At 68.5% G+C, this 23,547-nt stretch carries 25 protein-coding genes; 7 read left to right on the top strand and 18 right to left on the bottom strand.

The window, feature by feature from the left end; genetic code table 11:
• Positions 1 to 24 precede the first annotated feature (24 nt).
• From N536_RS0123755 to N536_RS39300, 3 genes are all read right to left on the bottom strand, one after another.
• Positions 25 to 1,452, bottom strand: a complete 1,428-nt coding sequence (locus tag N536_RS0123755) for an NAD(P)H-hydrate dehydratase (protein ID WP_029115893.1) — start codon at positions 1,450 to 1,452, stop codon at positions 25 to 27.
• Between the two features lie 65 nt (positions 1,453 to 1,517).
• On the bottom strand, positions 1,518 to 1,859 hold the full coding sequence (locus N536_RS39305) for a hypothetical protein (protein ID WP_029115892.1): 342 nt from the start codon (positions 1,857 to 1,859) through the stop codon (positions 1,518 to 1,520).
• A gap of 93 nt (positions 1,860 to 1,952) precedes the next feature.
• Positions 1,953 to 2,735 carry an NADPH-dependent F420 reductase gene (locus N536_RS39300; protein ID WP_051574722.1) on the bottom strand — a complete coding sequence of 261 codons (783 nt, stop codon included), beginning with the start codon at positions 2,733 to 2,735 and terminating at the stop codon, positions 1,953 to 1,955.
• Positions 2,736 to 2,854: 119 nt separating this feature from the next.
• Between N536_RS39300 and N536_RS0123740 the strand changes: the two genes are divergently transcribed.
• Positions 2,855 to 3,481, top strand: coding sequence for a TetR/AcrR family transcriptional regulator (locus N536_RS0123740; protein ID WP_231514612.1), 627 nt, complete (start codon positions 2,855 to 2,857; stop codon positions 3,479 to 3,481).
• 4 nt (positions 3,482 to 3,485) lie between these two features.
• Here the strand turns inward: N536_RS0123740 and N536_RS0123735 are convergent, their stop codons facing one another.
• Complete coding sequence (locus tag N536_RS0123735; RefSeq protein ID WP_029115890.1) at positions 3,486 to 4,193, bottom strand: SDR family oxidoreductase; 708 nt, start codon at positions 4,191 to 4,193, stop codon at positions 3,486 to 3,488.
• Positions 4,190 to 4,804 (bottom strand): nuclear transport factor 2 family protein, encoded by a 615-nt coding sequence (locus N536_RS39295; protein ID WP_051574721.1) that lies wholly within the window; start codon positions 4,802 to 4,804, stop codon positions 4,190 to 4,192. The genes N536_RS0123735 and N536_RS39295 overlap by 4 nt, the downstream gene beginning before the upstream one ends.
• 132 nt (positions 4,805 to 4,936) lie before the next feature.
• Here N536_RS39295 and N536_RS0123725 point away from each other — a divergent pair, with 132 nt between their 5' ends.
• The gene (locus N536_RS0123725) at positions 4,937 to 5,731 is read left to right on the top strand and encodes a helix-turn-helix domain-containing protein (RefSeq protein WP_029115889.1); all 795 of its coding nucleotides are present in this window, start codon (positions 4,937 to 4,939) and stop codon (positions 5,729 to 5,731) included.
• Here N536_RS0123725 and N536_RS0123720 read toward each other — a convergent pair.
• Both N536_RS0123720 and glmS read right to left on the bottom strand, forming a co-directional pair.
• On the bottom strand, positions 5,728 to 6,627 hold the full coding sequence (locus tag N536_RS0123720) for an alpha/beta fold hydrolase (RefSeq protein WP_029115888.1): 900 nt from the start codon (positions 6,625 to 6,627) through the stop codon (positions 5,728 to 5,730). The genes N536_RS0123725 and N536_RS0123720 overlap by 4 nt on opposite strands.
• A complete protein-coding gene (gene glmS / locus N536_RS0123715) occupies positions 6,627 to 8,492 on the bottom strand; it encodes a glutamine--fructose-6-phosphate transaminase (isomerizing) (protein WP_029115887.1) in 1,866 nt (621 codons plus the stop codon). Before glmS ends, N536_RS0123720 begins: the two co-directional genes overlap by 1 nt.
• Before the next feature lie 104 nt (positions 8,493 to 8,596).
• On the opposite strand from glmS, the gene N536_RS0123710 reads away from it, so the two are divergent.
• The 3 genes from N536_RS0123710 to N536_RS39290 all read left to right on the top strand — a co-directional run bounded on the left by N536_RS0123710 (position 8,597) and on the right by N536_RS39290 (position 12,117).
• Complete coding sequence (locus N536_RS0123710; RefSeq protein WP_029115886.1) at positions 8,597 to 9,442, top strand: dienelactone hydrolase family protein; 846 nt, start codon at positions 8,597 to 8,599, stop codon at positions 9,440 to 9,442.
• A gap of 55 nt (positions 9,443 to 9,497) precedes the next feature.
• A complete protein-coding gene (locus N536_RS0123705; protein WP_029115885.1) occupies positions 9,498 to 10,538 on the top strand; it encodes an LLM class F420-dependent oxidoreductase in 1,041 nt (346 codons plus the stop codon).
• A 202-nt stretch (positions 10,539 to 10,740) separates the two neighbouring features.
• Complete coding sequence (locus N536_RS39290) at positions 10,741 to 12,117, top strand: DEAD/DEAH box helicase (protein ID WP_051574720.1); 1,377 nt, start codon at positions 10,741 to 10,743, stop codon at positions 12,115 to 12,117.
• 77 nt (positions 12,118 to 12,194) lie between these two features.
• On the opposite strand, the gene N536_RS0123695 is transcribed toward N536_RS39290, so the two are convergent.
• Positions 12,195 to 12,911: an SDR family oxidoreductase gene (locus tag N536_RS0123695; protein ID WP_029115884.1), complete on the bottom strand. Its 717-nt coding sequence runs from the start codon at positions 12,909 to 12,911 to the stop codon at positions 12,195 to 12,197.
• 70 nt (positions 12,912 to 12,981) lie between these two features.
• On the opposite strand from N536_RS0123695, the gene N536_RS0123690 reads away from it, so the two are divergent.
• Complete coding sequence (locus N536_RS0123690) at positions 12,982 to 13,860, top strand: LysR family transcriptional regulator (RefSeq protein ID WP_029115883.1); 879 nt, start codon at positions 12,982 to 12,984, stop codon at positions 13,858 to 13,860.
• Between the two features lies 1 nt (position 13,861).
• On the opposite strand, the gene N536_RS0123685 is transcribed toward N536_RS0123690, so the two are convergent.
• The 5 genes from N536_RS0123685 to rplM form a co-directional block, all read right to left on the bottom strand.
• Entirely contained in the window at positions 13,862 to 15,223 is a 1,362-nt protein-coding gene (locus N536_RS0123685) for a hypothetical protein (RefSeq protein ID WP_231514611.1), read from the bottom strand.
• Positions 15,224 to 15,243: 20 nt separating this feature from the next.
• Positions 15,244 to 15,549 (bottom strand): type VII secretion target, encoded by a 306-nt coding sequence (locus tag N536_RS0123680; protein WP_029115881.1) that lies wholly within the window; start codon positions 15,547 to 15,549, stop codon positions 15,244 to 15,246.
• A 40-nt stretch (positions 15,550 to 15,589) separates the two neighbouring features.
• Positions 15,590 to 16,921, bottom strand: coding sequence for a phosphoglucosamine mutase (gene glmM, locus N536_RS0123675; protein WP_029115880.1), 1,332 nt, complete (start codon positions 16,919 to 16,921; stop codon positions 15,590 to 15,592).
• 83 nt (positions 16,922 to 17,004) lie between these two features.
• Positions 17,005 to 17,448, bottom strand: coding sequence for a 30S ribosomal protein S9 (rpsI, locus tag N536_RS0123670; RefSeq protein WP_029115879.1), 444 nt, complete (start codon positions 17,446 to 17,448; stop codon positions 17,005 to 17,007).
• 68 nt (positions 17,449 to 17,516) lie between these two features.
• The gene (gene rplM / locus N536_RS0123665; RefSeq protein ID WP_029115878.1) at positions 17,517 to 17,960 is read right to left on the bottom strand and encodes a 50S ribosomal protein L13; all 444 of its coding nucleotides are present in this window, start codon (positions 17,958 to 17,960) and stop codon (positions 17,517 to 17,519) included.
• A 216-nt stretch (positions 17,961 to 18,176) separates the two neighbouring features.
• Here rplM and N536_RS39285 point away from each other — a divergent pair, with 216 nt between their 5' ends.
• Positions 18,177 to 19,112, top strand: coding sequence for a hypothetical protein (locus N536_RS39285; protein ID WP_051574719.1), 936 nt, complete (start codon positions 18,177 to 18,179; stop codon positions 19,110 to 19,112).
• Positions 19,113 to 19,277: 165 nt separating this feature from the next.
• Here N536_RS39285 and adh read toward each other — a convergent pair whose 3' ends face one another.
• From adh to N536_RS0123635, 5 genes are all read right to left on the bottom strand, one after another.
• A complete protein-coding gene (gene adh, locus N536_RS0123655; protein ID WP_029115877.1) occupies positions 19,278 to 20,801 on the bottom strand; it encodes an aldehyde dehydrogenase in 1,524 nt (507 codons plus the stop codon).
• Positions 20,802 to 20,901: 100 nt separating this feature from the next.
• On the bottom strand, positions 20,902 to 22,185 hold the full coding sequence (locus N536_RS0123650; protein ID WP_051574731.1) for a helix-turn-helix domain-containing protein: 1,284 nt from the start codon (positions 22,183 to 22,185) through the stop codon (positions 20,902 to 20,904).
• An 80-nt stretch (positions 22,186 to 22,265) separates the two neighbouring features.
• Positions 22,266 to 22,733 (bottom strand): hypothetical protein, encoded by a 468-nt coding sequence (locus N536_RS0123645; RefSeq protein WP_231514614.1) that lies wholly within the window; start codon positions 22,731 to 22,733, stop codon positions 22,266 to 22,268.
• A gap of 181 nt (positions 22,734 to 22,914) precedes the next feature.
• Positions 22,915 to 23,211, bottom strand: a complete 297-nt coding sequence (locus tag N536_RS0123640; protein WP_029115874.1) for a WXG100 family type VII secretion target — start codon at positions 23,209 to 23,211, stop codon at positions 22,915 to 22,917.
• Positions 23,212 to 23,234: 23 nt separating this feature from the next.
• Positions 23,235 to 23,546 carry a WXG100 family type VII secretion target gene (locus tag N536_RS0123635; protein WP_029115873.1) on the bottom strand — a complete coding sequence of 104 codons (312 nt, stop codon included), beginning with the start codon at positions 23,544 to 23,546 and terminating at the stop codon, positions 23,235 to 23,237.
• Position 23,547: the final 1 nt, after the last annotated feature.

The following is a 23,547-nucleotide window of genomic DNA, read 5'->3' as shown; positions in this document are numbered from 1 at the left end:
TGGAGATTCCCTTCGTTGAACGTTCTAGAGGCCGGCGATCGCGGCACGGAGATGACCGAGGATGCGGGAGGCCGACGTCGGGGCGGGCCTCGGCCCGGGGTCGGCGGCGGACAGGTTGGCCGCCCGCGCATGTACGAACGCCGCCATCGCCGCGGCCTCGCCCGGCGGCCGACCGGCGGCGAGCAGCGCGCCGATGACACCGGACAGCACGTCGCCCGACCCCGCGGTAGCCGCCCACGATCCGCCCGCACGGTTGAGATGAACCCGTCCCGCCGAGCCCGGTTCGGCGATGACCGTGACGTTGCCCTTGAGCAACACCGTCACGCCGAGCTCGTCGGCGAGCCTGCGCGTGGCCGCGACGCGATCGTTGCCAGGCGGGTGTCCGGCCAGCCGCGCGAATTCGCCTGCGTGCGGGGTCAATACGGTCGGCGCCGCTCGGTTGGCAACCAGTTCGGGGTGGGCGGCGAGGATGGTCAGCCCGTCGGCGTCGACGATCACGGGCAGATCGGTGTCCAGGGCGAACCACAGTGCCGCGGCGCCTGCCTCGTCGGTGCCGAGGCCCGGACCCACCACCCACGCTTGCACCCGGCCTGCGGCACTCACGCTCGTGGTGGCGATGACCTCGGGCCAGTGCGAGACCACCTCATGCGCCGCGGTTCCCGCATAGCGGACCATGCCCGACGTGGCCGCGACCGCGGCGCCGGTGCAAAGGATCGCCGCGCCCGGGTAGGTCGACGAGCCGGCCAAAACCCCGGTGACGCCCTGGCTGTACTTGTCGTCGGACACTCCCGGCACCGGCCACCGCGCGGCGACGTCGGCTGCGTCGACGGCGACCACGTCGCTGTCGGGCAGGTCGAGACCGATGTCGATCAGCTCGATGCGCCCGCAATCACCAAGGGCGTGAACCGGTTTGAGTCCACCGAACGTCACGGTCAGGACGGCGTGGACGTACGGCCCGTCCGTCGCTCCGGTCGCGACGTCGATGCCGCTGGGTAGGTCCACCGCGACGACGGGAATTCCCGCGGCGTCGACGGCGGCGAACACCTCGGCCGCGGCGGGGCGCAGCGGTCCGGATCCGGAAATCCCGACGACGCCGTCGATCACGAGATCCGTTCCTGCTGGCACGTTTTGGACGACGCGGCCACCCGTCTTGGTGAATGCCGCCAGCGCCGCGGCGTGCACGCGGTCGGGGTTCAGTACGACGGCGGCGGCGCTCACCCCGCGCCGACGCAGGAACGTCGCGGCCCACAGCGCGTCACCGCCGTTGTCCCCGGAGCCGACGACGGCGCACACCCGCCGCCCGGCGATCGCACCGGCACGGGAGGTGAGTTCACGGGCGACGGCGGCAGCCAGGCCATGGGCGGCACGGCGCATGAGGGCGCCATCGGGCAGGCTTCGCAGTAGTGGCGCTTCGGCGGCGCGTATCGCGTCGGCGGTGTAGTAATGCCGCATCGGGGATCAGGATTCCATGCCGAAGGCCGTTCGTGGCCCTCGACACCGGAATTGACAGCCGAGCGTCAGCCGCCCGAACCGATGGCCTCGACCATGTCGTCGACCAACGCCGCCAGTTGCAGGTCGAGCTCGGTGACCCGATCGACCGACGTCGTCGACAGCGTGCACGCGAAGCCGTCCTCCGTTTGCCGAAGAACGCCGCGATGGTTGACCATTCGCTGGGCCACTTCGAACTCGCGGTTCAGCGGCGCCAGCCGCAGGCCCGGCAGACCGACGACTCGCTGCAGGCGGTGGCCGTCGGTCGACCAGCTTGGGTGCACGGATCTCCATCGGGTGAGTTCCTCACCGCCGATGACCCGTGGGCCGGCGCGGGGCGGGCGCATGCTGTGGTTCGACGGGTCGACCACGATTCTCCCTTCGACGGTCGGTGGGTGATCCCCGTCGCATGCCCCTTCCCAACGCAACGAAACTCGCGGGATCCAACCCGATCCGCCAGAGGGCTACGAGCGCGCCAGGTTGAAGCCGGCGCCTACGGCCATGTCCTCCGGGAGCAGTCCGCCGGCCGGGCCGCGAACAGCGCTGGCGGCCAGCTCCCCGACGCGGTCGGCGGACACGGCGACCCCCGGCGTCTCGAAGAACCAGCGGAACGCCTCGTGCGGGCTGGCGCCCTCGGGCCGGGACGCGGGAAAGTACGGCAGGCAGTAGACCGGCGTGCCGGGTTCGCTGCGCCAGCTGTCGGCGAGCGTGCCGATGTCGACGGCGTCGTAGCCGAGCACGTCCAGAAGCTGGGCTACCTCGGCCTTGGCCACGGCGTCGTTACCGGCGATGGGCAGGCCACTGCGGTCGGGGGTGCCCCACGGCAGGGCGAGGGTGAACAGGCGACGGAAGTCGATGTTGTTGAACGCCTTGACCACTCGGGAGCGGGAGAGGTGGCGCTGCACCAGCTCGCTGCTGGTGGCTTCGCCGGCGTCGAGCTCGGCGATGCGGTCGTCGCGCTGCGGGTAGTAGTTCATCGTGTCGATCACGACCTTGCCTGCCAGCTCGTCGGCCGACAGTCGCTGGTAGGCGTTGAGCGGGATGGTCGCAACGACGACGTCGCCGGCCTCCGCTGCTTCGGCCGGCGTGCCGGCGCGTGCCTGCATTCCGAGTTCGGCGACGAGATCACTGAGCGTGTCGGGGCCGCGTGAGTTGCTCACGACGACGTCGAGGCCGGAGTCGACGGCGAGGCGGGCCAGGGCGCTGCCGATCATTCCGCTGCCGATGAGGCCGAGTGTCTCTGTCATGGCGTCGCGTCTCCTCGTCAGTGGGTTCAGGCAATAACCGATACTCGACTATCGGTTATCTAGCCCAAGCGAACCCTACCCCGTAGCGATAGTCAACTATCGGTTGCTAGTCTGTGGCCGTGGTCACCGATGTCTCGCGCCCGCTTCGTGCCGACGCTGCGCGCAACTCGGAGAGGATCGCGCGGGCGGCGCGGGAGGTCTACGCCAAGAACGGGCCCGACGCCACGCTCGATGACATTGCCCGTAGGGCGGGCGTCGGCATCGCCACCCTTTACCGCCGCTTTCCGAACAAGGAGGAACTGGTCCGGGCGGCGCTCGAGCAGAGCATCGCCGAGCAGCTCTCCCCCGCCATCGAGAAGGCGCTCGCCGACGACGATCCCAAGCGCGGGCTTGCCGCCCTGATGGAGGCCACCATGGCCATGGTGGCGCGCGAGCAGCACACCTTGGCCGCGGCGAACAACGCGGGCACTCTCACGGCCGAAGTCACGGCGCCCATCCTCGACTCGCTGACCCTGCTCGTGCAGCGCGGACAAGAGGCCGGCGTCTTCCGGCCCGATCTCGTCCCCCAGGACATCCACACGATGATGGGAATGCTCGCCGGAGTCCTGCCGAGCATGGACCCACAGGGCGACGGCTGGCGGCGCTACGTCGTGCTCGTGATGGATGCCCTGTCGCCCGTCGGGGCGAGCCCCCTGCCGCCGGCAGTCCCGATCCAGCTGGTGCCGTCAGGCAAGTGCACCTTCTAACGCGTCACCATGGCACCGGGCCATGGGCGGAGAAGTAGCCGCCCGTCGGCCCGTCGGGCGCAGTCTGAGCCATCGCGACGATGATGCGGGCACCCTCTTCGACGGTTTGCGTGCCGGTATGCCCGTTGAGGTCGGTATCGGTGTAGCCCGGTTCGACGGCGTTGATCCGCATCTGCGGGAATTGCTTGGCGAATTGGACCGTGATCATGTTGACCGCTGACTTCGACGCAGGGTAGGCAACGCCGGGATAGAAGTAGGTGGGACTCTCCGGCGCTTGGGCCATACTCAACGATCCGAGGCTGCTACTGACGTTGACCACCACGGGCGCAGGCGATCGTTGCAGCAGCGGCAGGAAGGCGTGCGTCACGCGGACGACGCCGAAGACGTTGGTGTCGAAGACCTCTCCCATCATATCGGCGGTGACTGACCCGGCGTCGATGATGGCGTTGCCATCGCCGCGGCCTTCGATGCCGGCATTGTTGACCAGGACGTCGAGGCCGCCCATTTCGTCGATGAGTTGCGCTGCGGCGGCGACTGATTCGGCATCGGTCACGTCGAGCTGAACGAGTCGAGCACCCAGCTGCTGAGCCGCCGCTTGCCCACGCTGCGGGTCGCGGCACCCGAGGTAGACGGTGTGGCCGGCGGCGATCAATTGGCGGGCGGTCTCGAAGCCGAGTCCCTTGTTCGCTCCGGTGATCAGTGTCGTGGTCATTTCTTGTTCTCCTTTTCCGATGTGTTGTGGTTGAGCCAGTCGAAGGCCTCGGCAAGCAGCGCGTCGGCCGACGCCGGTCGATCGTCACCGGGCATGTCCGGGTTGACGTCGTATCCTCGAACGCTGAAGTAGTAGGCCAGCATTCGATAACTTGCGGGCATCGCCTCCAGGCGTTGCCGGTCGATGGGAATCGCGTCGCCGGGCACCACGGGCGTCAGCGTGTCGCGCTCGTAGATGGTCGACAGATCGCAGATCCTGTACTGGTCGTTTCTCCGCTCGAGCCGATAGATGCCGCGGGCATAGCTGACGAGGTCCGCGCAGACGCCGTGCAACTCGATGCGGAACTCGATGGCCATGGGCATGGTGACGACGGCGCGCGCACCGTGCAGGTGGACGCTGGGGACCGATAGGCGATGCCTGGAATGGTCTCCGCGCGCAGCCATCCCGCGGGAGGCTGCGGCGAAGTCACGCCCGCTACCGGTGAACCACATCGATCGCACCTGCGAATCGGCGTGGTAGCAGCCAGCCATCTGATCCCACCAGCCTCGGTCACGCCCCTCACGCTCGTGCGCGATCACCTGCACGAGATCGGCAATCGCCGGATCAGTCATCGCACTGCCCTCCGTCGTCCGTTGCGCCGATTTCGGCGCGCTCACCATTGAGTCTTGGACGGCAAGCAGGATCTTCGGTACGTCCGGCTGATCCTGGGTACTGGCAAACCCACCCTTGGCTACGCTGTGGTCGTGGCCAGCGGGAACGCACTCGGCGAGTACCTCAAACTGCGGCGCGGCCGGATCCGTCCAGAAGATGCCGGGCTCGTCCCCGGCCCACGCCGGCGCGTCGACGGGCTACGTCGCGAAGAGTTGGCTGCCCTCGCGGGTATCAGCGCCGACTACTACCTGCGCATCGAGCAAGGCCGCAACGCCCATCCGTCGGCACAGATCCTCGACGCGCTCGCGCGAGCACTTCGTCTGGATGCCGCGGCGACAGCACATCTTCACGAACTCGCGCGCGATGACCGACCCACCTACACCGGCGTCGAGCGCGTCGGCGACGAGATCGTCAGCCTGGTGGATCAGCTTTCCGTGCCGGCCTTCGTCGCCGGACGATGCCTGGACTGCCTCGCGTCGAATGGTTTGGCCCGCGCGCTCTCGCCCAACTTCACGCCCGGCAAAAACCTTCTGCGGCAACTCTTCCTCGATCCGTCCGAGCGTGACCTGCACGCCGATTGGGACGATGCCACCCACGGTGTGGTGAGCGGTTTGCGCCAAATCGCGGGTGGCGAAGCCAACGATCCTCGCCTGGACGTCATCGTCGACGAACTTCGGGCCAGCAGCCCCCGTTTCGACATGCTCTGGACCCGAGCCGATGTGGGGCACCGCCCAGCGGGTACCAGCCACATGCGCCATCCCGTGGTCGGTGAGCTGCATCTGCGCCGCAACCGATTCGTCATCCCCGACTCCGACGGTCAGCACCTGCAGATCTACCACGCCATACCCGGCAGCGATACGGCCGACAAACTCGCCCGGCTGGCCTAAATCGGTTCGGAACCGGCTCCGTCCACACCGCGCCAGAAGGCAGCAGCCACTTCGGCGATCTCACCCGGGTATTCGCCGTTGATGGCGTGCGACGCGTCTGGCCATAGTTCGAGCTGCCCGTACGGCAACAGGTTTCGCGCCCTTGCGGCGGCGCGGGCGGCGTCGTGCATGACGCTGCGGCCGGCCAGCAAGGCGAGCACGGGCATCCGGACCGAGCGCAACTGGTCGTCGGTGAACACCTTGGGCATCGGTGCGCGCAGCACGAAGTCCGCGCTCGCCGCGGACAGCGACTCCGCCTCCGGCACGCTCTCGTCCACCGGCGCGCCACCGGAGATCCAGCTGAACACGCTGCGCCGCAACACTTCTGGAACGGGCAGGAACAGCGCTGCGGACACCACCACGGCGCGGACCGGAATTCGCGCGAAGGTCATCGCCGGGTCGAGCAACGTCAGCGACGCGACCCGGTCCGGCCGGTGCACGGCACAGTTCGTCGCGGTCCATCCGCCGATCGACACCCCCATCAAGTGGGCACGATCCAACCCGAGGCCGGCCAGCGTTTCGTCGACCCACGCCGCTTGATCCTCGGGGCCGGTCAGCGGGCGCGTCTGCACGCTCATCCCGGCTTCACCCAGCAGGTCCAGGCAGTAGACGGTGCGCTGCCCGATCAGCGACGGCAGGTTCGCGCGCCACATCGGCGTCGATGCGTTGCGGCCCGGCAGCAGCACCACCGGAGGGGATTCCTCGGCAGCGCCGAAGCGGTAGACCCGAACGGCACCGAAAGACGTTGACACGTCCACGCTCTCGTCGAACGGCGGCAGCTGCGCCAGGGCTGCGTCGTACACGGCGCGGAAGTGGTCGAACGCGCGCCCGCTGCGGAAGTGGCCGAGCCGGGGCACTACTCGACGGTGACGGACTTGGCCAGGTTGCGCGGCTTGTCGACGTCGTAGCCGCGGGCCCTGGCCACCTCGGCGGCGAACACCTGCAGCGGGATGGTCGAGAGCAGCGGCTGGAACAGCGTTGACACCGCGGGGATTTCGATCAGGTGATCGGCGTAGGGGCGCACCGTGTCGTCACCTTCCTCAGCGATCACGATGGTGACGGCGCCACGGGCCTGAATCTCGCGGATGTTGCTCAGCAGCTTGGAATGCAGCATCGCGGCGTTCTTCGGCGACGGCATCACGACGATGACGGGCAGGCCCTCGTCGATCAGCGCGATCGGCCCGTGCTTGAGCTCGCCTGCCGCGAAACCCTCGGCGTGCATGTACGCCAATTCCTTGAGCTTGAGCGCACCCTCGAGCGCGACGGGGTAGCCGACGTGACGTCCGAGGAACAAGATGGTGGGCGACTTGGCGAACCGGTGCGCGAGCTCCGCGACGGGCTCCATGCAGGTCAGCACGCGGGCGACCAGATCCGGCATGGCTTCGAGCGCGTGGTACTCGCGCGACACCTCGTCGGGGTACTTGGTGCCGCGCGCCTGCGCCAGCGCCAGACCCACGAGGTAGTTCGCCGTGATCTGCGCGAGGAACGTCTTGGTGGACGCGACGCCGATCTCGGGCCCGGCGCGGGTGTACAGCACCGCATCGCACTCGCGCGGGATCTGGCTGCCGTTGGTGTTGCAGACCGCCAACACCTTGGCCTTCTGCTCCTTGGCGTGCCGGACGGCCTCCAACGTGTCAGCGGTCTCACCGGACTGCGAGATGGCGACGACCAGTGTGTGGCGATCCAAAACCGCATCGCGGTAACGGAATTCGCTGGCCAGTTCCACTTCGACGGGCAGTCGGGTCCAGTGCTCGATCGCGTACTTGGCGAGCAGACCGGAGTGATACGCGGTACCGCATGCCACCACGAAGACCTTGTCGACCTCGCGCAGCTCCTGATCGGAGAGGCGCTGCTCGTCGAGCACCACGCGCCCGTCGACGAAGTGGCCGAGCAGAGTGTCGGCGACCGCGGCGGGTTGCTCCGCGATCTCCTTGAGCATGAAGTACTCGTAGCCGCCCTTCTCGGCGGCCGACAGATCCCAGTCGATGTGGAACTCACGGAAGTCGACGTCGGAGCTGCCGTGGAAGTCGGTGATTCGGTAGCCGTCGGCGGTGATCACCACGGCCTGGTCCTGACCGAGTTCGACGGCGTCGCGGGTGTGCTCGATGAACGCGGCGACGTCGGAGCCGATGAACATCTCACCGTCGCCAACGCCGACCACCAGTGGGGTGGACCGGCGCGCGGCGACGATCATGCCGGGCTCGTCGGCATTGGCGAACACCAGGGTGAAGTGGCCCTCGAGGCGGCGCAGCACGGTAAGCACCGAGGCCGGGAAGTCGCCCGCGGTGTCGCCGTGGTGGTACGCCGCGGAGACCAGGTGGACGGCCACCTCGGTGTCGGTGTCGCTGGAGAACTCGGTGCCCGCCGCTTCCAGTTCGGCGCGCAACGCCGAGAAGTTCTCGATGATCCCGTTGTGGACGACGGCGATCTTGCCTGCGGCGTCGCGGTGCGGGTGGGCGTTGCGGTCCGTCGGCCGGCCATGCGTGGCCCAGCGGGTGTGCCCTACGCCTGTGCTGCCCGCGAGCACGCCGTCGTCGGTCCCCTCGAGCGCGGCCTCCAGGTTGGCCAGGCGACCTGCGCGGCGGCGGACCGCCAGCCCGCCCGCGCCGTCGAGCAGCGCAATGCCCGATGAGTCGTACCCGCGGTACTCCATCCGGCGCAGCGCGTCGACGACGATGCCGCGCGCAGGACGCTGTCCGACGTAGCCGACGATTCCGCACACGAGCATCAAGGGTAGTGCAGTCGCAGCCCCGAAACCCCCCTGCGGGGTGGCGGTGGTGCCCAACAGCTGGTCGCGGCCATCAGTCCACGAGCTACGGTCAACGCGTGGCCAAGACGAAGAAGCTCTTCGCTGCGTTGACCCGACGAGGGCCGCATCGTGTTCTGCGCGGTGACCTGGCCTTTGCCGGACTGCCGGGCGTGGTGTACACCCCCGAGTCCGGGATGAACCTGCCCGGGGTGGCGTTCGCCCACGACTGGCTGGCTGGCGCGGACCGGTACGACGGCACCCTCGAGCACCTGGCGTCCTGGGGCATCGTCGCGGCGGCGCCCCACACCGAGACCAGCATCGCGCCATCGGTGCTGAATCTGGCCTTCGACCTGGGCACCACGGTCGACATCATCGCCGGCGTGCGGCTGGGTACCGGCAAGATCAGCGTGCATCCCAACAAGCTGGGGGTCGTCGGACATGGTTTCGGCGGGTCGGCGGCGGTCTTCGCCGCCGCGGGCATGCCAGGCAGGCTCAAGGCGGCGGTGGCACTCTTCCCGACGGTGTCGAAACCGGCGGCCCAGGAGGCGGCGCTGTCGCTGCAGGTGCCCGGGTTGATCCTCGCCGACCCCGGCGATCCGATGTCGCTGCGTTCGAACGCCGTCGAGCTGGCGAGGGTGTGGAGGCCCGCGACGTTGCGCGCGGTCGACGACGTGAAGGCCGGCGGGCTGATCGAAGGCCGTCGCCTGGCCAGGGTCGTCGGACTTCCCGGGGCCGACCGCGGTACGCAGAAGCGGGTTCGCGCGCTGACCACCGGCTATCTTCTCTACATGCTGACCGGCGACAAGACCTACCGCGACTTCGCCGACCCCGAGGTCGGGCTACCCAAGACCGACGTCATCGATCCGTTCTCCGATGACCCGGCCGCGCTCGAGGACAAAGTCGTCGCGCTGTTGAAGCCCTGAGCCCTCTTGAAGCCCTGACCGCAGCCAACCAACCGGTTGGGTGTATAACTCTACGATGCGCACCGGAATCTTCCTCAACTACACCGACGGCTTCCGCGAGGCTGCCGAGCAGGTCGTCGAGTTCGAGAAGCGCGGTGTCGACATCGCACTCGTCCCGGAGGCCTACTCCTTCGACGCCATCAGCCAGCTCGGCTACCTGGCGGCCAAGACCTCCACTATCGAACTCGGGTCCGGCGTCGTGCCGATCTACACGCGCACCCCGACGCTGCTCGCCATGACGGCGGCCGGCGTCGACTACGTCTCCGACGGCCGATTCCGACTCGGCATCGGGACATCAGGCCCGCAGGTGGTCGAGGGCTTTCACGGCGTCCCGTTCGACGCCCCGATGGGCCGTACCCGCGAGGTCGTTGAGATCTGCCGTCAGGTCTGGCGCCGCGAGAACGTCTCCTACGACGGCAAGCACTACCAGCTGCCCTTGGCCGAAGGGCGCGGAACGGGCCTTGGCAAGTCGCTGCACCTGATCAACCACCCAGTGCGAGAGCGCATTCCGATCAACATCGCCGCACTGGGCCCCAAGAACGTCGAGCTGACTGCCGAGATCGCCGAGGGCTGGCAGCCAGTGTTCTTCTACCCCGAGAAGGCCGACGCGGTGTGGGGTGACGCGCTGCGCGCCGGCTTCGCCAAGCGCGACCCAGCGCTGGGCCCGCTGGACGTCATGGTCTCGGCGGGCCTTGCCATCGGCGACGATCTCGAGGACCGGCTGGCCTGGGCGAAACCCCAACTGGCGCTGTACATCGGCGGTATGGGCGCTCGGGGCAAGAACTTCTACCACACACTGGCCACCAGCTACGGCTTCGGCGACGTCGCCAACCACATCCAGGATCTGTACCTCGCGGGCAAGAAGGCCGAGGCGATCGCGGCCGTGCCCGACGACCTGGTGCGCCATACCTCGCTCGTGGGTCCCAGCGGGTTCATCAAGGAACGGCTCGCCGCATTCGCCGAGGCGGGGGTCACGACGCTGCTGGTGCATCCCTACGCCGTCGACGCGGCCGAACAGAACCGCTACGTCGAGGAATTGGTGACGCTCGTCTCGTGATTCGGGTGAAAGGCCTTCGTCCGGTAGTCTGATCTTCAGCGGCATCGTCTGTTCTGCCTTTTGCCGCTTCGCCGGAGGCGCATCATCGCCCTCCGTTCGATCGTCACACCGAGCGCCGCGGGAATACCCCCGCGCCGGGCAGGACGACCTTTCAACTTTCGGAGTTTCAACCTTGTCTGTCCCCATGTCCGTTGGGTCAACCATGCCCAGCTTCGCCGACTTCGACCTCCCGACGGCCGTCGTCGCCGCCATGTCCGCCAACGGCATCGAGAATGCCTTTCCGATTCAGGCTGCGACGCTGCCGGATTCGCTGGCTGGCCGCGACGTGCTCGGCCGTGGCCGTACCGGCTCCGGCAAGACCTACGCGTTCCTGCTGCCGGTCGTCGCCCGCCTGGCGAAGAGCGACAGCCCCCGCCGCGCCAATCGACCCCGTGCGCTGATCCTTGCCCCCACCCGCGAATTGGTCGCGCAGATCGACGCCGCGCTTGCGCCGTTGGCCAAGGCCATGAACCTGCGGTCGGTCACCATCTTCGGCGGCGTCGGCCCCGGCCCGCAGATCGCCAAGCTGCGCGAGGGCGTCGACATCGTCATCGCCTGCCCCGGCCGGCTCGAGGACCACATGCAGTCCCGGCACGCCGACCTGTCCGCGGTGGAGATCACCGTGCTCGACGAGGCCGACCACATGGCCGACCTCGGCTTCCTGCCCCCGGTCAAGCGACTGATGGACAAGACGCCGAAGGACGGTCAGCGACTGCTGTTCTCCGCCACGCTGGATGGCGGAGTGGACGTGCTGATCAAGCGCTACCTGCATGATCCCGTGGTGCACAGCGTCGACTCCGAGCAGTCACCGGTGACCGCGATGGTCCACCACGTGCTGCACGTCGACAACGCGTCGCGCTTCGACGTCCTCACCGATCTGGCGGCCTCCCCCGGGCGCACCATCATGTTCGCCCGCACCAAGCACGGCGCCAAGGGCCTTGCGCGCAAGCTGAACTCGCGTGGCGTGCCCGCGGTCGAGCTGCACGGCAATCTGTCGCAGAACGCCCGTACCCGTAATCTCGCGGCGTTCTCGGACGGTTCCGCCGCCGTGCTGGTCGCCACCGACATCGCCGCGCGCGGCATCCACGTCGACGACGTCAGCCTCGTCGTGCACGCCGATCCGCCCGTTGAGCACAAGGCGTACCTGCACCGGTCCGGCCGCACGGCGCGTGCCGGCGCCGAAGGCACCGTGGTGACGCTGATGATCGACGGCCAGGTGTCCGACGTCCGCACCCTGACCCGCAAGGCCGGCGTCAAGCCGACGATCACCCGGTTCAGCGGCGCCTCGCATCCCGTGCTGCAGGAGATCGCTCCGGGCGAGCGTACTTTCGGTGAGCCGTTGGTTCTCGACGTTCCGGAGAGCCGGTCGTCGGCGCCGAGACAGCGCAGTCACACCGGCGGCTCCGGCGGTGGCCGGTCTGCCGCGAACCCACGCTCCGGCAACGGATCGCGGCGCGGCAGGCGGCCCCAGGGCGGCGGCTCGGGTTCCGGTTCCGGTCGGACGTACACGACGAGCACCGGCGGTTCGCGCGGTCGTTAGACCGATACACCACGCCACGTAGCGATTTCGGCGTGTTCGGTTGCGTTCACCGCGACTGAACACGCCGAAGTCGGCCCTCAGACCAGCACGGTGCCGCCGTCGACCGTGAGGACGACGCCCGTTCCGTAGGCCTGCTCCATGCAGTACACGTAGGCCAACGCCACGTCGTCGACCTCACCGACCCGGCCGAGCGGAAGCCGTTGTGCCGCTGCGGCGTACATCGTCTCGCGGTCGCCATCGGTCATCGCATCCCACAGCCCGGTGCGCACCACTCCAGGCGCGATCGCGTTGACCCGGATCGGCGCCAACTCGACGGCGAGCGCCGTAGTCAAGGCGTTCATCGCGCCACACAGGCTCACCGGCAGCGCGCCGAATCCGGGTTGCTCGGCGGCGGTGCCGCTGGTGAGCGTGATCGATCCGCCGTTCGCGATGTGCGGCGCGAACGCCCGCACCGCGCTCAATGCGCCGATGAAGCGGGTTTGGAAGAAGCCGGTGATGCGCGCTGGCGTCAGGTCGGCCAGGCTGGTCAGTTCCAGCGACTCCCCTGCGGTGAACACCAGATGGTCGATGTCTCCGACGTAGCTCACCAACCGCTTCAGCGATGCCTCGTCGGTGAGGTCGACGGTGGCCCCACGGGCGCCTTCCGGCAGATGCGCGAGCGCACCGTCCACGCTTGACTGCCGGCGCGACGCCACGATGGGAGTGGCGCCACGCTCTGCGACGGCGGTCGCGACACCCAGGCCGATGCCGGAGGTGCCGCCGATGACGAGGACGCGGGTGCTCTTCAGGCTCATGCCTCCACGGTCCGCCGTCTGCCGCACACCGTCCAAGACTTTCTCGGTCGCCGCGCGATACCGTGGAGGTATGGGCACGGCGGACCTCGACATGCGCAAGCTGAGGTACTTCGTCGCGGTGGCCGAGGAGTTGAACTTCGGCCGGGCCGCTCAGCGGCTCCACATCGCACAGCCGGTGCTGTCCCGCCAGATCCGGTCGTTCGAGGATGAACTCGGGGTTCAGCTGTTCGTCCGCGATTCGCGAGGCACCGAACTGACCCCTGCGGGCGCACAACTCCTCGACGACGCACGGTTCATGTTGCGTGAGTCGAAAGCTCTGCAGGAGAGGCTCGTTCGGGCAGCCGCACCGACCGTGACGGTGACCGTCGGCGTCATGCCGGGATTGCTGGCAACAGCGGCGGTGCGCAAGTTCGAGGCCACCCAATCGTCATGTCGGGCCCGAGTGATCCAGGTGGGCTGGGCCGATCAGGTCGACGTCGTCAAGCGCGGCGACGTCGACCTGGTGTACGCCCGCGAACCGATCGACCACCACGGGCTGGGTACCGCGGCGCTTCTCGAGGAACCGCGGGACGCGCTACTGCCCAGCGGCGACCCACTCGCGTCGCAGGCATCGGTGCGGCTCGCCGACCTCGCCTCGCGCACCCTGCTGCAGGATCCCAGCACCGTGCCGGAGTGGTACGCGATCGCGACCCCTGAGCAACGCCGAGCCGCCACGCGCAAGATGGCGTCGACCGTGGAGGAGAAGTTGGAACGCGTCGCCGCACAGGACGGCTTCGTCATCCTCCCTCGCTCGACTACCGCCTTCTACCGCCGGCCCGACGTCCGCGTGATTCCGATCGACGACATCGGGCCGAGCCAGGTCACGCTGATCTGGGATGCGACGGCGGCGAATCCGGCCCGCGACGAATTCATCGCGGCGGCCTTGGCGTGCCGCGACGAAACGATCTGATTCATTCGCCCACCTGCGGCAGCTCGTCCGCGGCGATCTCACACGGAGTCTTCTCCTCGGGCAGGGCCTCGGGAACGGCTGGCGGAATCGGTGGTTCCGGCGGTGGCGGGGCCACGGGTGTCTCAGCCGGTGGTGGTTCGGGATCGACGGCCGTCTCGTCCGGTGGAATCGGGTCCCCGTCGGTCGGCTCCTCGTCGTCCGGTTCTTCGTCGGATTCCTCTGCGGCGCCGGCGGGTTCGGTGTCTTCCTCGCCTTCGTCGCTCTCGTCGGTCTCATCGTCGGGTTCGTCGTCGATCTCCTCGGCCGGATCGATCTCCGGCTGGTCGGGCGTCAGACCTTCCGAGGAGCCGACCAGCCCACCGATCAAGTCGGCGAGCTGCTGCCCGAAGCCCGACGTTCCGAGCGACGGCATGCCGCCACCGAGGTCACCGAGGGACGGCATCGGTGGTGTCGGTGTCATCGGTGGCTGGGATGCCGTGGCGGGTAAGGGGTCGACCGGCGGTGCCGGGGACGGGGCGGGTGCACTCGGTGCGCCATCAGGCGGCGACCCGAAGGCGGCGGGCTGCCAGCTGGGCGCAGCCGACGGCATCGTCGCGGTGGCTGGCATCGCCGCGGACAACGTCGAAATCGGTGCGGCGGCTGGCGGTGATGCGGCGGCGTCGGACGTCGCCGCAGGTTCAGCCCACCTCGGCCCCATCTCCCCCGGCACGTCGAAGCTGGCGGCGGCCGTGTCGAGCTCGGCGATCGCCGCGTCGTAGGCCGCCGTTGCGGACGCGGCGGCCTGGCGCATCGCCGCCAGCCAATCCGAACGGATGTCGTTGTCCACGAACGGTTTCACCTGCTGGTCGACGAGCTCACTGGCCGCCGCGCGGTCACCGGCGCCCGTCGTCACGGTCTGCGCCGCAGCCAGCCACTCGGCACGCTGCGCCACGCTTCGGTCGTCGATGTCCTGCACGGCGTCGACCTTGGTGTCGACGGCGCGCCACAGCTCGTCGCGCAACGCGGCTACGGCATCGACGGCGCGATGCAGCCCGACGCGCACGGCGTCAGCCGATTCGCCGTGCCGCCGGAGGAATTCGCCTGCCGAGGCGGAGCCCCCACCGGACCAGGCGCCGGCCAGCTGCGCCGTCAGATCGCCGTGCCGCCGCAACGCATCGTCGGCAGCCGTGGCCACCGCCGACAACGCGGTCCGGTCGGTATCCAACGCCCGCAGATCGAGGCCGTCGTCGTGGCCGTACCAATCGCGTATCTGAGCGGGGTGTGCGGTGAGATCCGGATGCTGGTAGCCGAGTTGACGGCACGCCGACACGTAGGCAGCGGTGTGCTCCACGGCAGGCGCCCCGGCGGCCAATCGCGCGGACACGTCCCCTCCGTCGGGCACGGCTAGCTGACCCGTCGCGCGGTGCGCGCATCGGCTTCGACGTATCGGTCCGCGGAAGACCGCAGCGCGGAAGCGATCTCGGCGCTCGCCCGGGACCACAGCCGCATCCCGTCGCCGATCTTCTCCACGGCGTGCCGAACGGCGTTGCCTTGCGCGGTGTACGACCGGCCGGCGACGGCACCGTCGAACGACAATCGGACGAGGTGCGTCCGAACGGCGTCTTCGATGGCGTCGGCCAGAGCGTCGTACCCGCGGGCGACGTCGAGCAGTGCCGTGACATCGACGCGCGCGGCGTCACTTGCTCCCATGCCCAGTTAGGACGCGGCGCGGGCCCATTTGGTTCCCGCGTCAGCGCTGTTCGCTGACCGCCTCCGCGACGCGTGCCGCGAGAAGGCTGGCGGTGTCCTCGTCGGCAGCCTCCACCATGACCCGGACGACCTGCTCGGTTCCCGACGGCCGCAACAGGATTCGACCGGTGTCGCCCAGCTGCGCCTCGGCCTCGGCCACCGCGATGCGCACGGATGGCGCCTCGGCGACGGTCGCCTTGTCCGCGACCGCGACGTTGATCAGAACCTGCGGCAGGGTGCGCATCGGCGCGGCGAGTTCGGCCAACGACATCCGGGTCTCCGCCATCCGCGACATCAGCCGCAGCCCGGTGACGATGCCGTCGCCGGTGGTGCCCATCGACGGCATCACGATGTGACCGGATTGCTCACCGCCCAGCGAGTATTCACCGGCGCGCAGTTCCTCGAGGACGTAGCGGTCGCCCACGCTGGTGGTGCGGACCTCGATGCCCGCGGCGCGCATGGCCAGATGCAGCCCCAGGTTGCTCATCACGGTCGTCACGAGGGTGTTCGACGCGAGCTCACCGGCATCACGCATGGCCAGCGCGAGCACCACCATGATCGCGTCCCCGTCGACCACCCTGCCATCGGCGTCGACGGCCAGGCATCGGTCCGCGTCGCCGTCGTGTGCGAGGCCGAGATGGGCTCCGTGACTGCGCACGGCCTGTTGCAGCTCGCCCATGTGTGTGGAGCCGCAGCCGTCGTTGATGTTCAACCCGTTGGGATCGGCGTTGATGGTGATGACGTTGGCGCCCGCGGCCCGGTAGGCCTGCGGTGCGGCCGTCGACGCGGCGCCGTGCGCGCAGTCGACGACGACGGTCAACCCATCGGCAGGAGTGCTGATGGCCTTGCCGACGTGGCGCAGATAGCGGTCGAGGGCATCCTCGGCGTCGACCACGCGGCCGATTCCCGAACCGACGGGCCGGGCACCGGGTCCGCCGCCGACCAGCTCTTCGATGCGGTCCTCGGTGGCGTCGTCGAGCTTGTGTCCACCCGGACCGAAGATCTTGATGCCGTTGTCGGGCATCGGGTTGTGCGATGCGGAGATCATCACGCCGAACTCGGCGTCATAGGCGCCGGTGAGGTGCGCGACCGCGGGGGTGGGCAACACGCCGACCCGCATCGCGTCGACGCCTTCACTGGTCAATCCCGCGATGACCGCGGCCTCCAGCATTTCGCCGCTGGCGCGCGGATCCCGGCCGACGACGGCCAGCCGCCGAGACCTCCCCGAGGTACCGAGCCGAGCCGCCGCGGAACCCAGGGCCAGCGCCAGTTCGGCGGTCAGATCGCGATTGGCGACGCCGCGCACCCCATCGGTGCCGAACAGTCGACCCATGCGCAAACCCTCCTCAATACGCCGAAAGCGTGCGCGTCGAGTGAAACACGACGCGCACGCTTGCGGTCACAGCGAAATGCAGATCAGCGCTTGCTGTACTGAGGCGCCTTACGGGCCTTCTTGAGGCCGTACTTCTTGCGCTCGATGGCACGCGGGTCACGCGTCAGGAAGCCGGCCTTCTTCAGCGCCGGGCGATCCTCGGGCTGCACGATGATCAGCGCCCGGGCGATGGCCAGGCGCAGCGCGCCGGCCTGACCGGAAGGACCGCCGCCGTCGAGGTGGGCGAAGATGTCGACCGTGTCCAGTCGATCCACGGTCACCAGCGGCGCCTTGATCAGCTGCTGGTGCACCTTGTTCGGGAAGTAGGCCTCCAGCGAACGGCCGTCCAGCTCGAACTTGCCGGTGCCGGGCGTCAGGCGCACCCGCACCACGGCCTCCTTGCGGCGGCCGACGGTCTGGATGGGACGGTCGATCACGATGGGCTCGCGGGGCGGAGCGGACTCCTCCACCGGCGCGGTCTCGGACACGTGAGTGGTCTCGGCCACCTCAGGCGCCTCGGTCACTTCGGGCACGTCGGTCACGTCAGTCGGTTCGGTCACTGGGCCACCTGCTTGATTTCGTACGGAACCGGCTGCTGCGCGGTGTGCGGATGCTCGGGTCCCACGTAGACCTTGAGCTTCTTCTGGACCTGCCTGCTGAGCTTGTTGTGCGGCAGCATCCCGACGATCGCCTTCTCGACGACACGGTCGGCGTGCTTCTCCAGCTCGTCACCGAGCGAGCGGGCGCGCAGGCCGCCGGGAAAACCCGAGTGCCGGTAGGCCATCTTGTTCTTGAGCTTGTCGCCGCTGACGGCGATCTTCTCGGCGTTGATGACGATGACGAAGTCGCCACCATCGACATTGGGCGCGAACGTCGGCTTGTGCTTGCCGCGGAGCAGCTTGGCTGCTTCGACGGCGAGCCGGCCGAGCACGACGTCCGTGGCGTCGATGACATACCACGAACGCGTGGTGTCACCGGCCTTCGGCGTGTACGTAGGCACAGTGCTTACCTATCCTTTTCTCGGGTGATTCCCGGTGTGACCCGGGTGCCGGTCTGGCGTCTAGTGGCTGGGGACGGTTCTCGGCGACCGACAGTGACCCGAGGTCCCGGCGTGCCACACGCCAACGAGGCAGCTTACCCGGGTGCGTCAGTGCAGGTCAAAACGCTCATCGAGATCACCGATCGAGCGGTCCCCTGCCCATAGAATTCAGCCCCGATGCTGATCGACGCCATTCTGCTGTGCGCGCCCGTCGTGGCCGCGCTGCCCGCCGTCATCACCATCCTCACCAGCCACGCCAGTCTCGCGTCCCCAGCACGCGTGCAGAAGCGCCTGTATCGGATGTTGTTGCTCGCCGAGAAACTGCCCGCCGACGTCCCCGGCGCGTCGCTGATCAGCCACGACGTCGAGCGGCAGACCCTGCGCGTCGCCTATCTGACGCAGTACCCGCAGCGGACCCGCGAGATCATCTACCTCGGACTGATCGGTACGGCAGCCGTGGCGTGCCTGGTCGCGTACTACCTGCTGTGGTGGGACGAAGCGCCGCTTCTCGTCCTGCTCATTGGACTGGGCGCGCTCGCGACATTGGCGCTGTGGTTCGAGCGGGCACTGCTCAACTTCGGGCGCAACGACCGTCTGGCACGCGATTTGTTCGAGTACTTCGCCGCTCCCGACGGGTTGATCCGCCCGCGGACGGAGCTGGTGGCCAAGGCACCGCCGTTGACCGTCGACGTCGTGTTCGAGCGCGCGGCCGACGTCCGGGATGCCCACGACGGCACCATGACGACGCTCGACGCGGTGAACGCCGTCGTCGCCACCGCGCATGCTCACTTCGACTGGCGGCACGAGGCGCGGCGCGCGGTGCACTGGGTGGCGGACGTCGACTACCGGAGACATGCGGCGGTCGCGTACGACTGGCTGCTGCGGCATCTGGTCGGCCCGTTCTTCACGCTGCGGTTGGGCTTCCTCGACGCCAGGGAGCGACACCGCGCCGCCGCGGCCGAACGGTTCGGCGACGTCTACAAGGCGGCCTGGCTATCCACCCACTACCGCAACGAGCGCCGCCGCCTGGCCAACCATTGGGCCTATCTGCACGCCATTCGCGAGCCCTTGGCCAACCGGAAGGGCACGGCACCGGTCACGGTCGACGCATGACGCGGCCCACCAGCCCCCTACCGGGAGTGCCCGGCCGATTGCCCACCTAACAGCGACTTCCGTGGCGCGGTCGTGGTGATCGCGTGAAATGTCGCTGCCAGGTGGACAATTCGCATACCGTCTCCGGCACGGCGCGGCCGAGCAATGCCCAGCCGCGCCGATCGATCAGAAGAACCCCTGGGCCTTGTTGCCGTAGGACACCAACAGATTCTTGGTCTGCTGGTAGTGGTCCAGCATCATCTTGTGGTTCTCGCGACCGATGCCGGACTGCTTGTACCCGCCGAACGCGGCGTGCGCCGGGTAGGCGTGATAGCAGTTGGTCCACACTCGGCCGGCCTTGATGTCGCGACCCGCGCGGTAGGCGGTGTTGCCGTCGCGCGACCAGACGCCCGCGCCCAGCCCGTACAGCGTGTCATTGGCGATCGAGATGGCGTCGTCGTAATCGGTAAACGACGTCACCGCCACAACCGGCCCGAAGATCTCCTCCTGGAACACCCGCATCTTGTTGTTGCCGGTGAAGATCGTCGGCGCGACGTAGTAGCCGGTGCTGAGGTCTCCACCGAGCTCGGCGCGTTCGCCGCCCGTAAGCAGCTTGGCGCCTTCGGATTTGCCGATCTCGATGTAGGACAGGATCTTCTCGAGCTGATCGTTCGACGCCTGGGCGCCGATCATGGTCTCGGTGTCCAGCGGGTCACCCTGGCGCACGGCCTTGGTCCGGATCGCGGCGAGTTCGAGGAACTCGTCGTAGATGTCGGCCTGGATCAGGGACCGCGACGGGCACGTGCACACCTCGCCCTGGTTGAGGGCGAACATGGTGAAGCCCTCCAGCGCCTTGTCCTGGAAGTCGTCGGCCGCGGCCAACACATCGGAGAAGAAGATGTTCGGGCTCTTGCCGCCCAATTCCAGCGTGACCGGGATCAGGTTCTGCGACGCGTACTGCATGATCAGCCGGCCCGTGGTCGTCTCCCCGGTGAACGCGATCTTCGCGATCCGGTTGCTAGACGCCAGCGGCTTGCCCGCCTCCACGCCGAACCCGTTGACGATGTTCACCACACCGGCGGGCAACAGATCCCCGATGAGGGAGAACAGGTACAGGATCGACACCGGCGTCTGCTCGGCGGGCTTGAGCACGACGGCGTTGCCCGCGGCCAGCGCCGGAGCCAACTTCCAGACGGCCATCAGGATCGGGAAGTTCCACGGAATGATCTGTCCCACAACGCCCAACGGCTCGTGGAAGTGATACGCGACGGTGTCCTCGTCGATCTGGGACAGCGAACCCTCCTGCGCGCGCAGGGCGCCGGCGAAGTACCGGAAGTGGTCCACCGCAAGCGGGATGTCCGCGTTCAGCGTCTCGCGGATCGGCTTGCCGTTGTCCCACGACTCGGCCAGTGCGATCGACTCGAGGTTCTCCTCGATGCGGTCGGCGATCTTGTTGAGAATCACGGCGCGCTCGGCGGGCGACGTCTTGCCCCATGCGGGTGCCGCGGCATGGGCGGCGTCGAGGGCCTTGTCGATGTCGGCCGCCGTCGACCGGGCGACCTCGCAGAACGTCTGGCCCGTAATCGGCGTCGGGTTCTCGAAGTACTGTCCGTCGACCGGCGGCACCCATTCGCCACCGATGTAGTTCTCATACCGGGGCGCGAAGGACATCAGCGATCCCTCGGCGCCTGGTCGTGCGTAAACAGTCATGGCGTTCTCTCCTGCCTTCGGACGGGGATGTGTGTCCGTCATCACTAACGCTATGCGGCAGGGGGTTGCAGCACGGTTGCAATCGGCAGTTCGAGCCGCGTCAGGAGTACTCCGCGTCCAATCCGGCCAGGTGACCGCGGGCCTGGGCGCGGGCGCCGGCGTCCGCCGCCGGGTGAGCGTGCAGCAGCTCCCAGCCGTCGCGGTCGTCGCGGCCCTCCGGCAGGGCCAACCACCGGCGCAGCGGATCGAGGCGTCCGGTCGACAGGACCGCGCTGCGCAGGCTCGTGCCGAGCTCGGTGCGGAACCTGGCGATCGCCGGTGACACCGATTGCGGCAGCAACGCACCCGGGTAGCCGTCGAGCGCGGCGTCCACGTCCCCGCGCTGCAACGCGTCCATCACATCGCCCACGTCGGTGTCGACCGGGGCGAGCAAGCGATATGGCCGCGACCCGACGTAGTGGGTCCCGATCACCCTGCGCAGCCTCGACATCTCGGCGCGGATGGTGACGGCGTCGAGGTCGTGGTCGTCGAGCAGCATCGCGAGGTGATCGGCACTGAGGCCTTCGGGGTGGCGACTGAGGAGCACCAGGATGTCGGCGTGCCTGCCGGTCAGCGTGCTGGTCCGCGGCGCCCCGTCACTGACCGTCCAGCGCGGGCGGTTCGCGCCGAGCACCGACAGCCGGGCCGCGGCAGTCGCAGGCCGGTCGGAGTGCGTCAGGCGTACCAGGGCCAGGTGGTTCTCGACGGCGACGGCGGTGGCCCGCACCAACGCCAGCGTCTGGGGTGATGCGACGTCGGCGCCGCCAGTCAGGTCGATGGCGCCCAGCAGCACCCCGGTGACGGGGTCGTGCACGGGTACGGCCGTGCAACTCCATGGCTGCACGATGCGGGTGAAGTGCTCCGAGCCGCGGATCTGCAGCTCGCGGTCCAGCGCCAGCGCAGTGCCGGGTGCATTGGTGCCTGCGCTGCGCTCGCTCCAGTCGGCACCGGGCACGAAGTTCATCGCCTCGGCCTTCCGGCAGGCAGTGGGATCCCCCTCCACCCACAGCAGGGTGCCGTCAGCGGCGGTCACGGCCACCACGACACCGGCATCCGACGCGTCCTCGACCAGCAGTCGGCGGATCACGGGTAGCGCCTCGCCGAGCGGATGCGCGGCCCGCAACTGGTCGAGTGTGAGCACCGGGCCGGAGACGTCCACCCCGCCCCTGTCCGGATCCACACCCGTCGCGAGACTGCGCCGCCAACTGTCGGCGACGACGGTGCGCAGTGCCGAATCGAGATAGCTGGCGTCGACTTCACCCGAGACGAACAGTTCGTGGACCGCGCGCACGGCGGATGCGGGCGGGGCAATCGCCCGCCCGCCCGAGGTATTCGACGTACCCATCGTGATCACGCTCCTCGCGCGCAGCCGATGGCCGCTGGCTGCACCGCGTTGGAGTCGACCCTAGTCCTCGACCAGTCGCGTTAGGTGGTAACCACGTTGAGGACGAAGTTGGCGTCAGTCTGGTCGGGCACGTCGACGGGGACCTGAATGGTTCCGTCGCCGCGTGCGGTGCGATAGACGCCGGTGCCGCCGGTGATGTACAGCGGAGTCGGATCACCGCGGACGAAGAGCGCGGCGTTGTCGGCGAGACCCTGCACGGCGATCTGGCCGTCCGCGAGGGAAAAGGTTGCGCCGCAACTGGTCTCGCCGCCCGTCTGGTCGCCGGTCAGTGTGGTGCACATGCCGGTGGCCCGTCCGAGGAAGACGCCGCCGGGCCGGTCGAACACGTCGCCGGCGAAGATGAACTGGTCTCCCGGGCCGGGGCCGGGTTTGCCGTGGTCGATCACGTTCTGCTCGGTGTCGTGTTCGAAGAGGACGAGCGTGGTGTCGGCCGCCGCCGTCGGAGCCAGAAATCCCGCCATCGACAGGCTCAGAGCGCCTACGCCCATTGCCACGGCCGCTCGTTTCCCGCACATATTCATCTTCATCGCCGGTCCCCCTCCAGGCTGCAAGTTAGCTGGAGGGTACCGCCGACGGACGAAGACCACGGCGTTTCGGCCGGGTCTGACTGTGCGGTCCCGCTGAGCTCTCCTCCCAGCGGGAACCGCACAGGGTCTTGGTTGGCGTGGCCTAGAAGCCCCACGCCGCGGCCGCGCGCCGGTCGGTGTCCGCGACGTCATCAGATCCGTCGCGCACCGCATTGCCGAGGCTGACCAGGATCTCGTTCAGTGCCGCCGCCGACTGATCCCACCGCGCCTGTTCGACGCGGTACGCCTCAGCTGCCTCCCGGGTCCATACCGCCATCAGCGGCGCAATCTGGGCCCGCAGGTCGTCCAGCGCAGCGTTGAACCGGGCCGACGTCGCGTGGATCTGCTGGCGCACGGTGTGCTCGATGGCGTTGAAGTCATACGACAGAACCGGATCCATGGGAACTCCATTCGGGTTGACGATTACAGGGATTGGGCCGTGGCGGCGATTTGATGCGAGTGGATCTCGGTGGCCTCGTGCAGCGTTCGCTCGTTGTGGGTGATGGTCTCGGCGATCCGCTGCAGGGCGGCGTGCAGTTTCACCGACTCCGCATTCCACCGGTCGACGACGTCGCGAAAGCGCGCCGCCGCCACTCCTCCCCATACCGATGCGGGCACGCTCGTCATCTCACCGATGAAGGAGCGCAGCATGCCGCGGACCTCCTCGTTGCGGGCGTCGATGCGGCCCGCGACGGCGGTCATGAGTTCGAAGTCGGCATTCAATGGATTCGTCATC

The sequence above is a fragment of the Mycobacterium sp. URHB0044 genome (assembly GCF_000620625.1).
GTDB lineage: Bacteria > Actinomycetota > Actinomycetes > Mycobacteriales > Mycobacteriaceae > Mycobacterium.
This window is presented reverse-complemented; position numbering and strand designations above follow the sequence as displayed.

Bases quoted from the DNA above. Each gene is read 5' to 3' on its own strand.
- N536_RS0123755 (WP_029115893.1), bottom strand. From the start codon at position 1,452: ATGCGGCATTACTACACCGCCGACGCGATACGCGCCGCCGAAGCGCCA.
- N536_RS39300 (WP_051574722.1), bottom strand. From the start codon at position 2,735: ATGACAGAGACACTCGGCCTCATCGGCAGCGGAATGATCGGCAGCGCC.
- N536_RS0123735 (WP_029115890.1), bottom strand. From the start codon at position 4,193: ATGACCACGACACTGATCACCGGAGCGAACAAGGGACTCGGCTTCGAG.
- N536_RS39295 (WP_051574721.1), bottom strand. From the start codon at position 4,804: ATGACTGATCCGGCGATTGCCGATCTCGTGCAGGTGATCGCGCACGAG.
- N536_RS0123705 (WP_029115885.1), top strand. From the start codon at position 9,498: ATGCGCACCGGAATCTTCCTCAACTACACCGACGGCTTCCGCGAGGCT.
- N536_RS39290 (WP_051574720.1), top strand. From the start codon at position 10,741: ATGCCCAGCTTCGCCGACTTCGACCTCCCGACGGCCGTCGTCGCCGCC.
- N536_RS0123695 (WP_029115884.1), bottom strand. From the start codon at position 12,911: ATGAGCCTGAAGAGCACCCGCGTCCTCGTCATCGGCGGCACCTCCGGC.
- N536_RS0123690 (WP_029115883.1), top strand. From the start codon at position 12,982: ATGGGCACGGCGGACCTCGACATGCGCAAGCTGAGGTACTTCGTCGCG.
- N536_RS0123680 (WP_029115881.1), bottom strand. From the start codon at position 15,549: ATGGGAGCAAGTGACGCCGCGCGCGTCGATGTCACGGCACTGCTCGAC.
- glmM (WP_029115880.1), bottom strand. From the start codon at position 16,921: ATGGGTCGACTGTTCGGCACCGATGGGGTGCGCGGCGTCGCCAATCGC.
- N536_RS39285 (WP_051574719.1), top strand. From the start codon at position 18,177: ATGCTGATCGACGCCATTCTGCTGTGCGCGCCCGTCGTGGCCGCGCTG.
- adh (WP_029115877.1), bottom strand. From the start codon at position 20,801: ATGACTGTTTACGCACGACCAGGCGCCGAGGGATCGCTGATGTCCTTC.
- N536_RS0123650 (WP_051574731.1), bottom strand. From the start codon at position 22,185: ATGGGTACGTCGAATACCTCGGGCGGGCGGGCGATTGCCCCGCCCGCA.
- N536_RS0123645 (WP_231514614.1), bottom strand. From the start codon at position 22,733: ATGGGCGTAGGCGCTCTGAGCCTGTCGATGGCGGGATTTCTGGCTCCG.
- N536_RS0123640 (WP_029115874.1), bottom strand. From the start codon at position 23,211: ATGGATCCGGTTCTGTCGTATGACTTCAACGCCATCGAGCACACCGTG.
- N536_RS0123635 (WP_029115873.1), bottom strand. From the start codon at position 23,546: ATGACGAATCCATTGAATGCCGACTTCGAACTCATGACCGCCGTCGCG.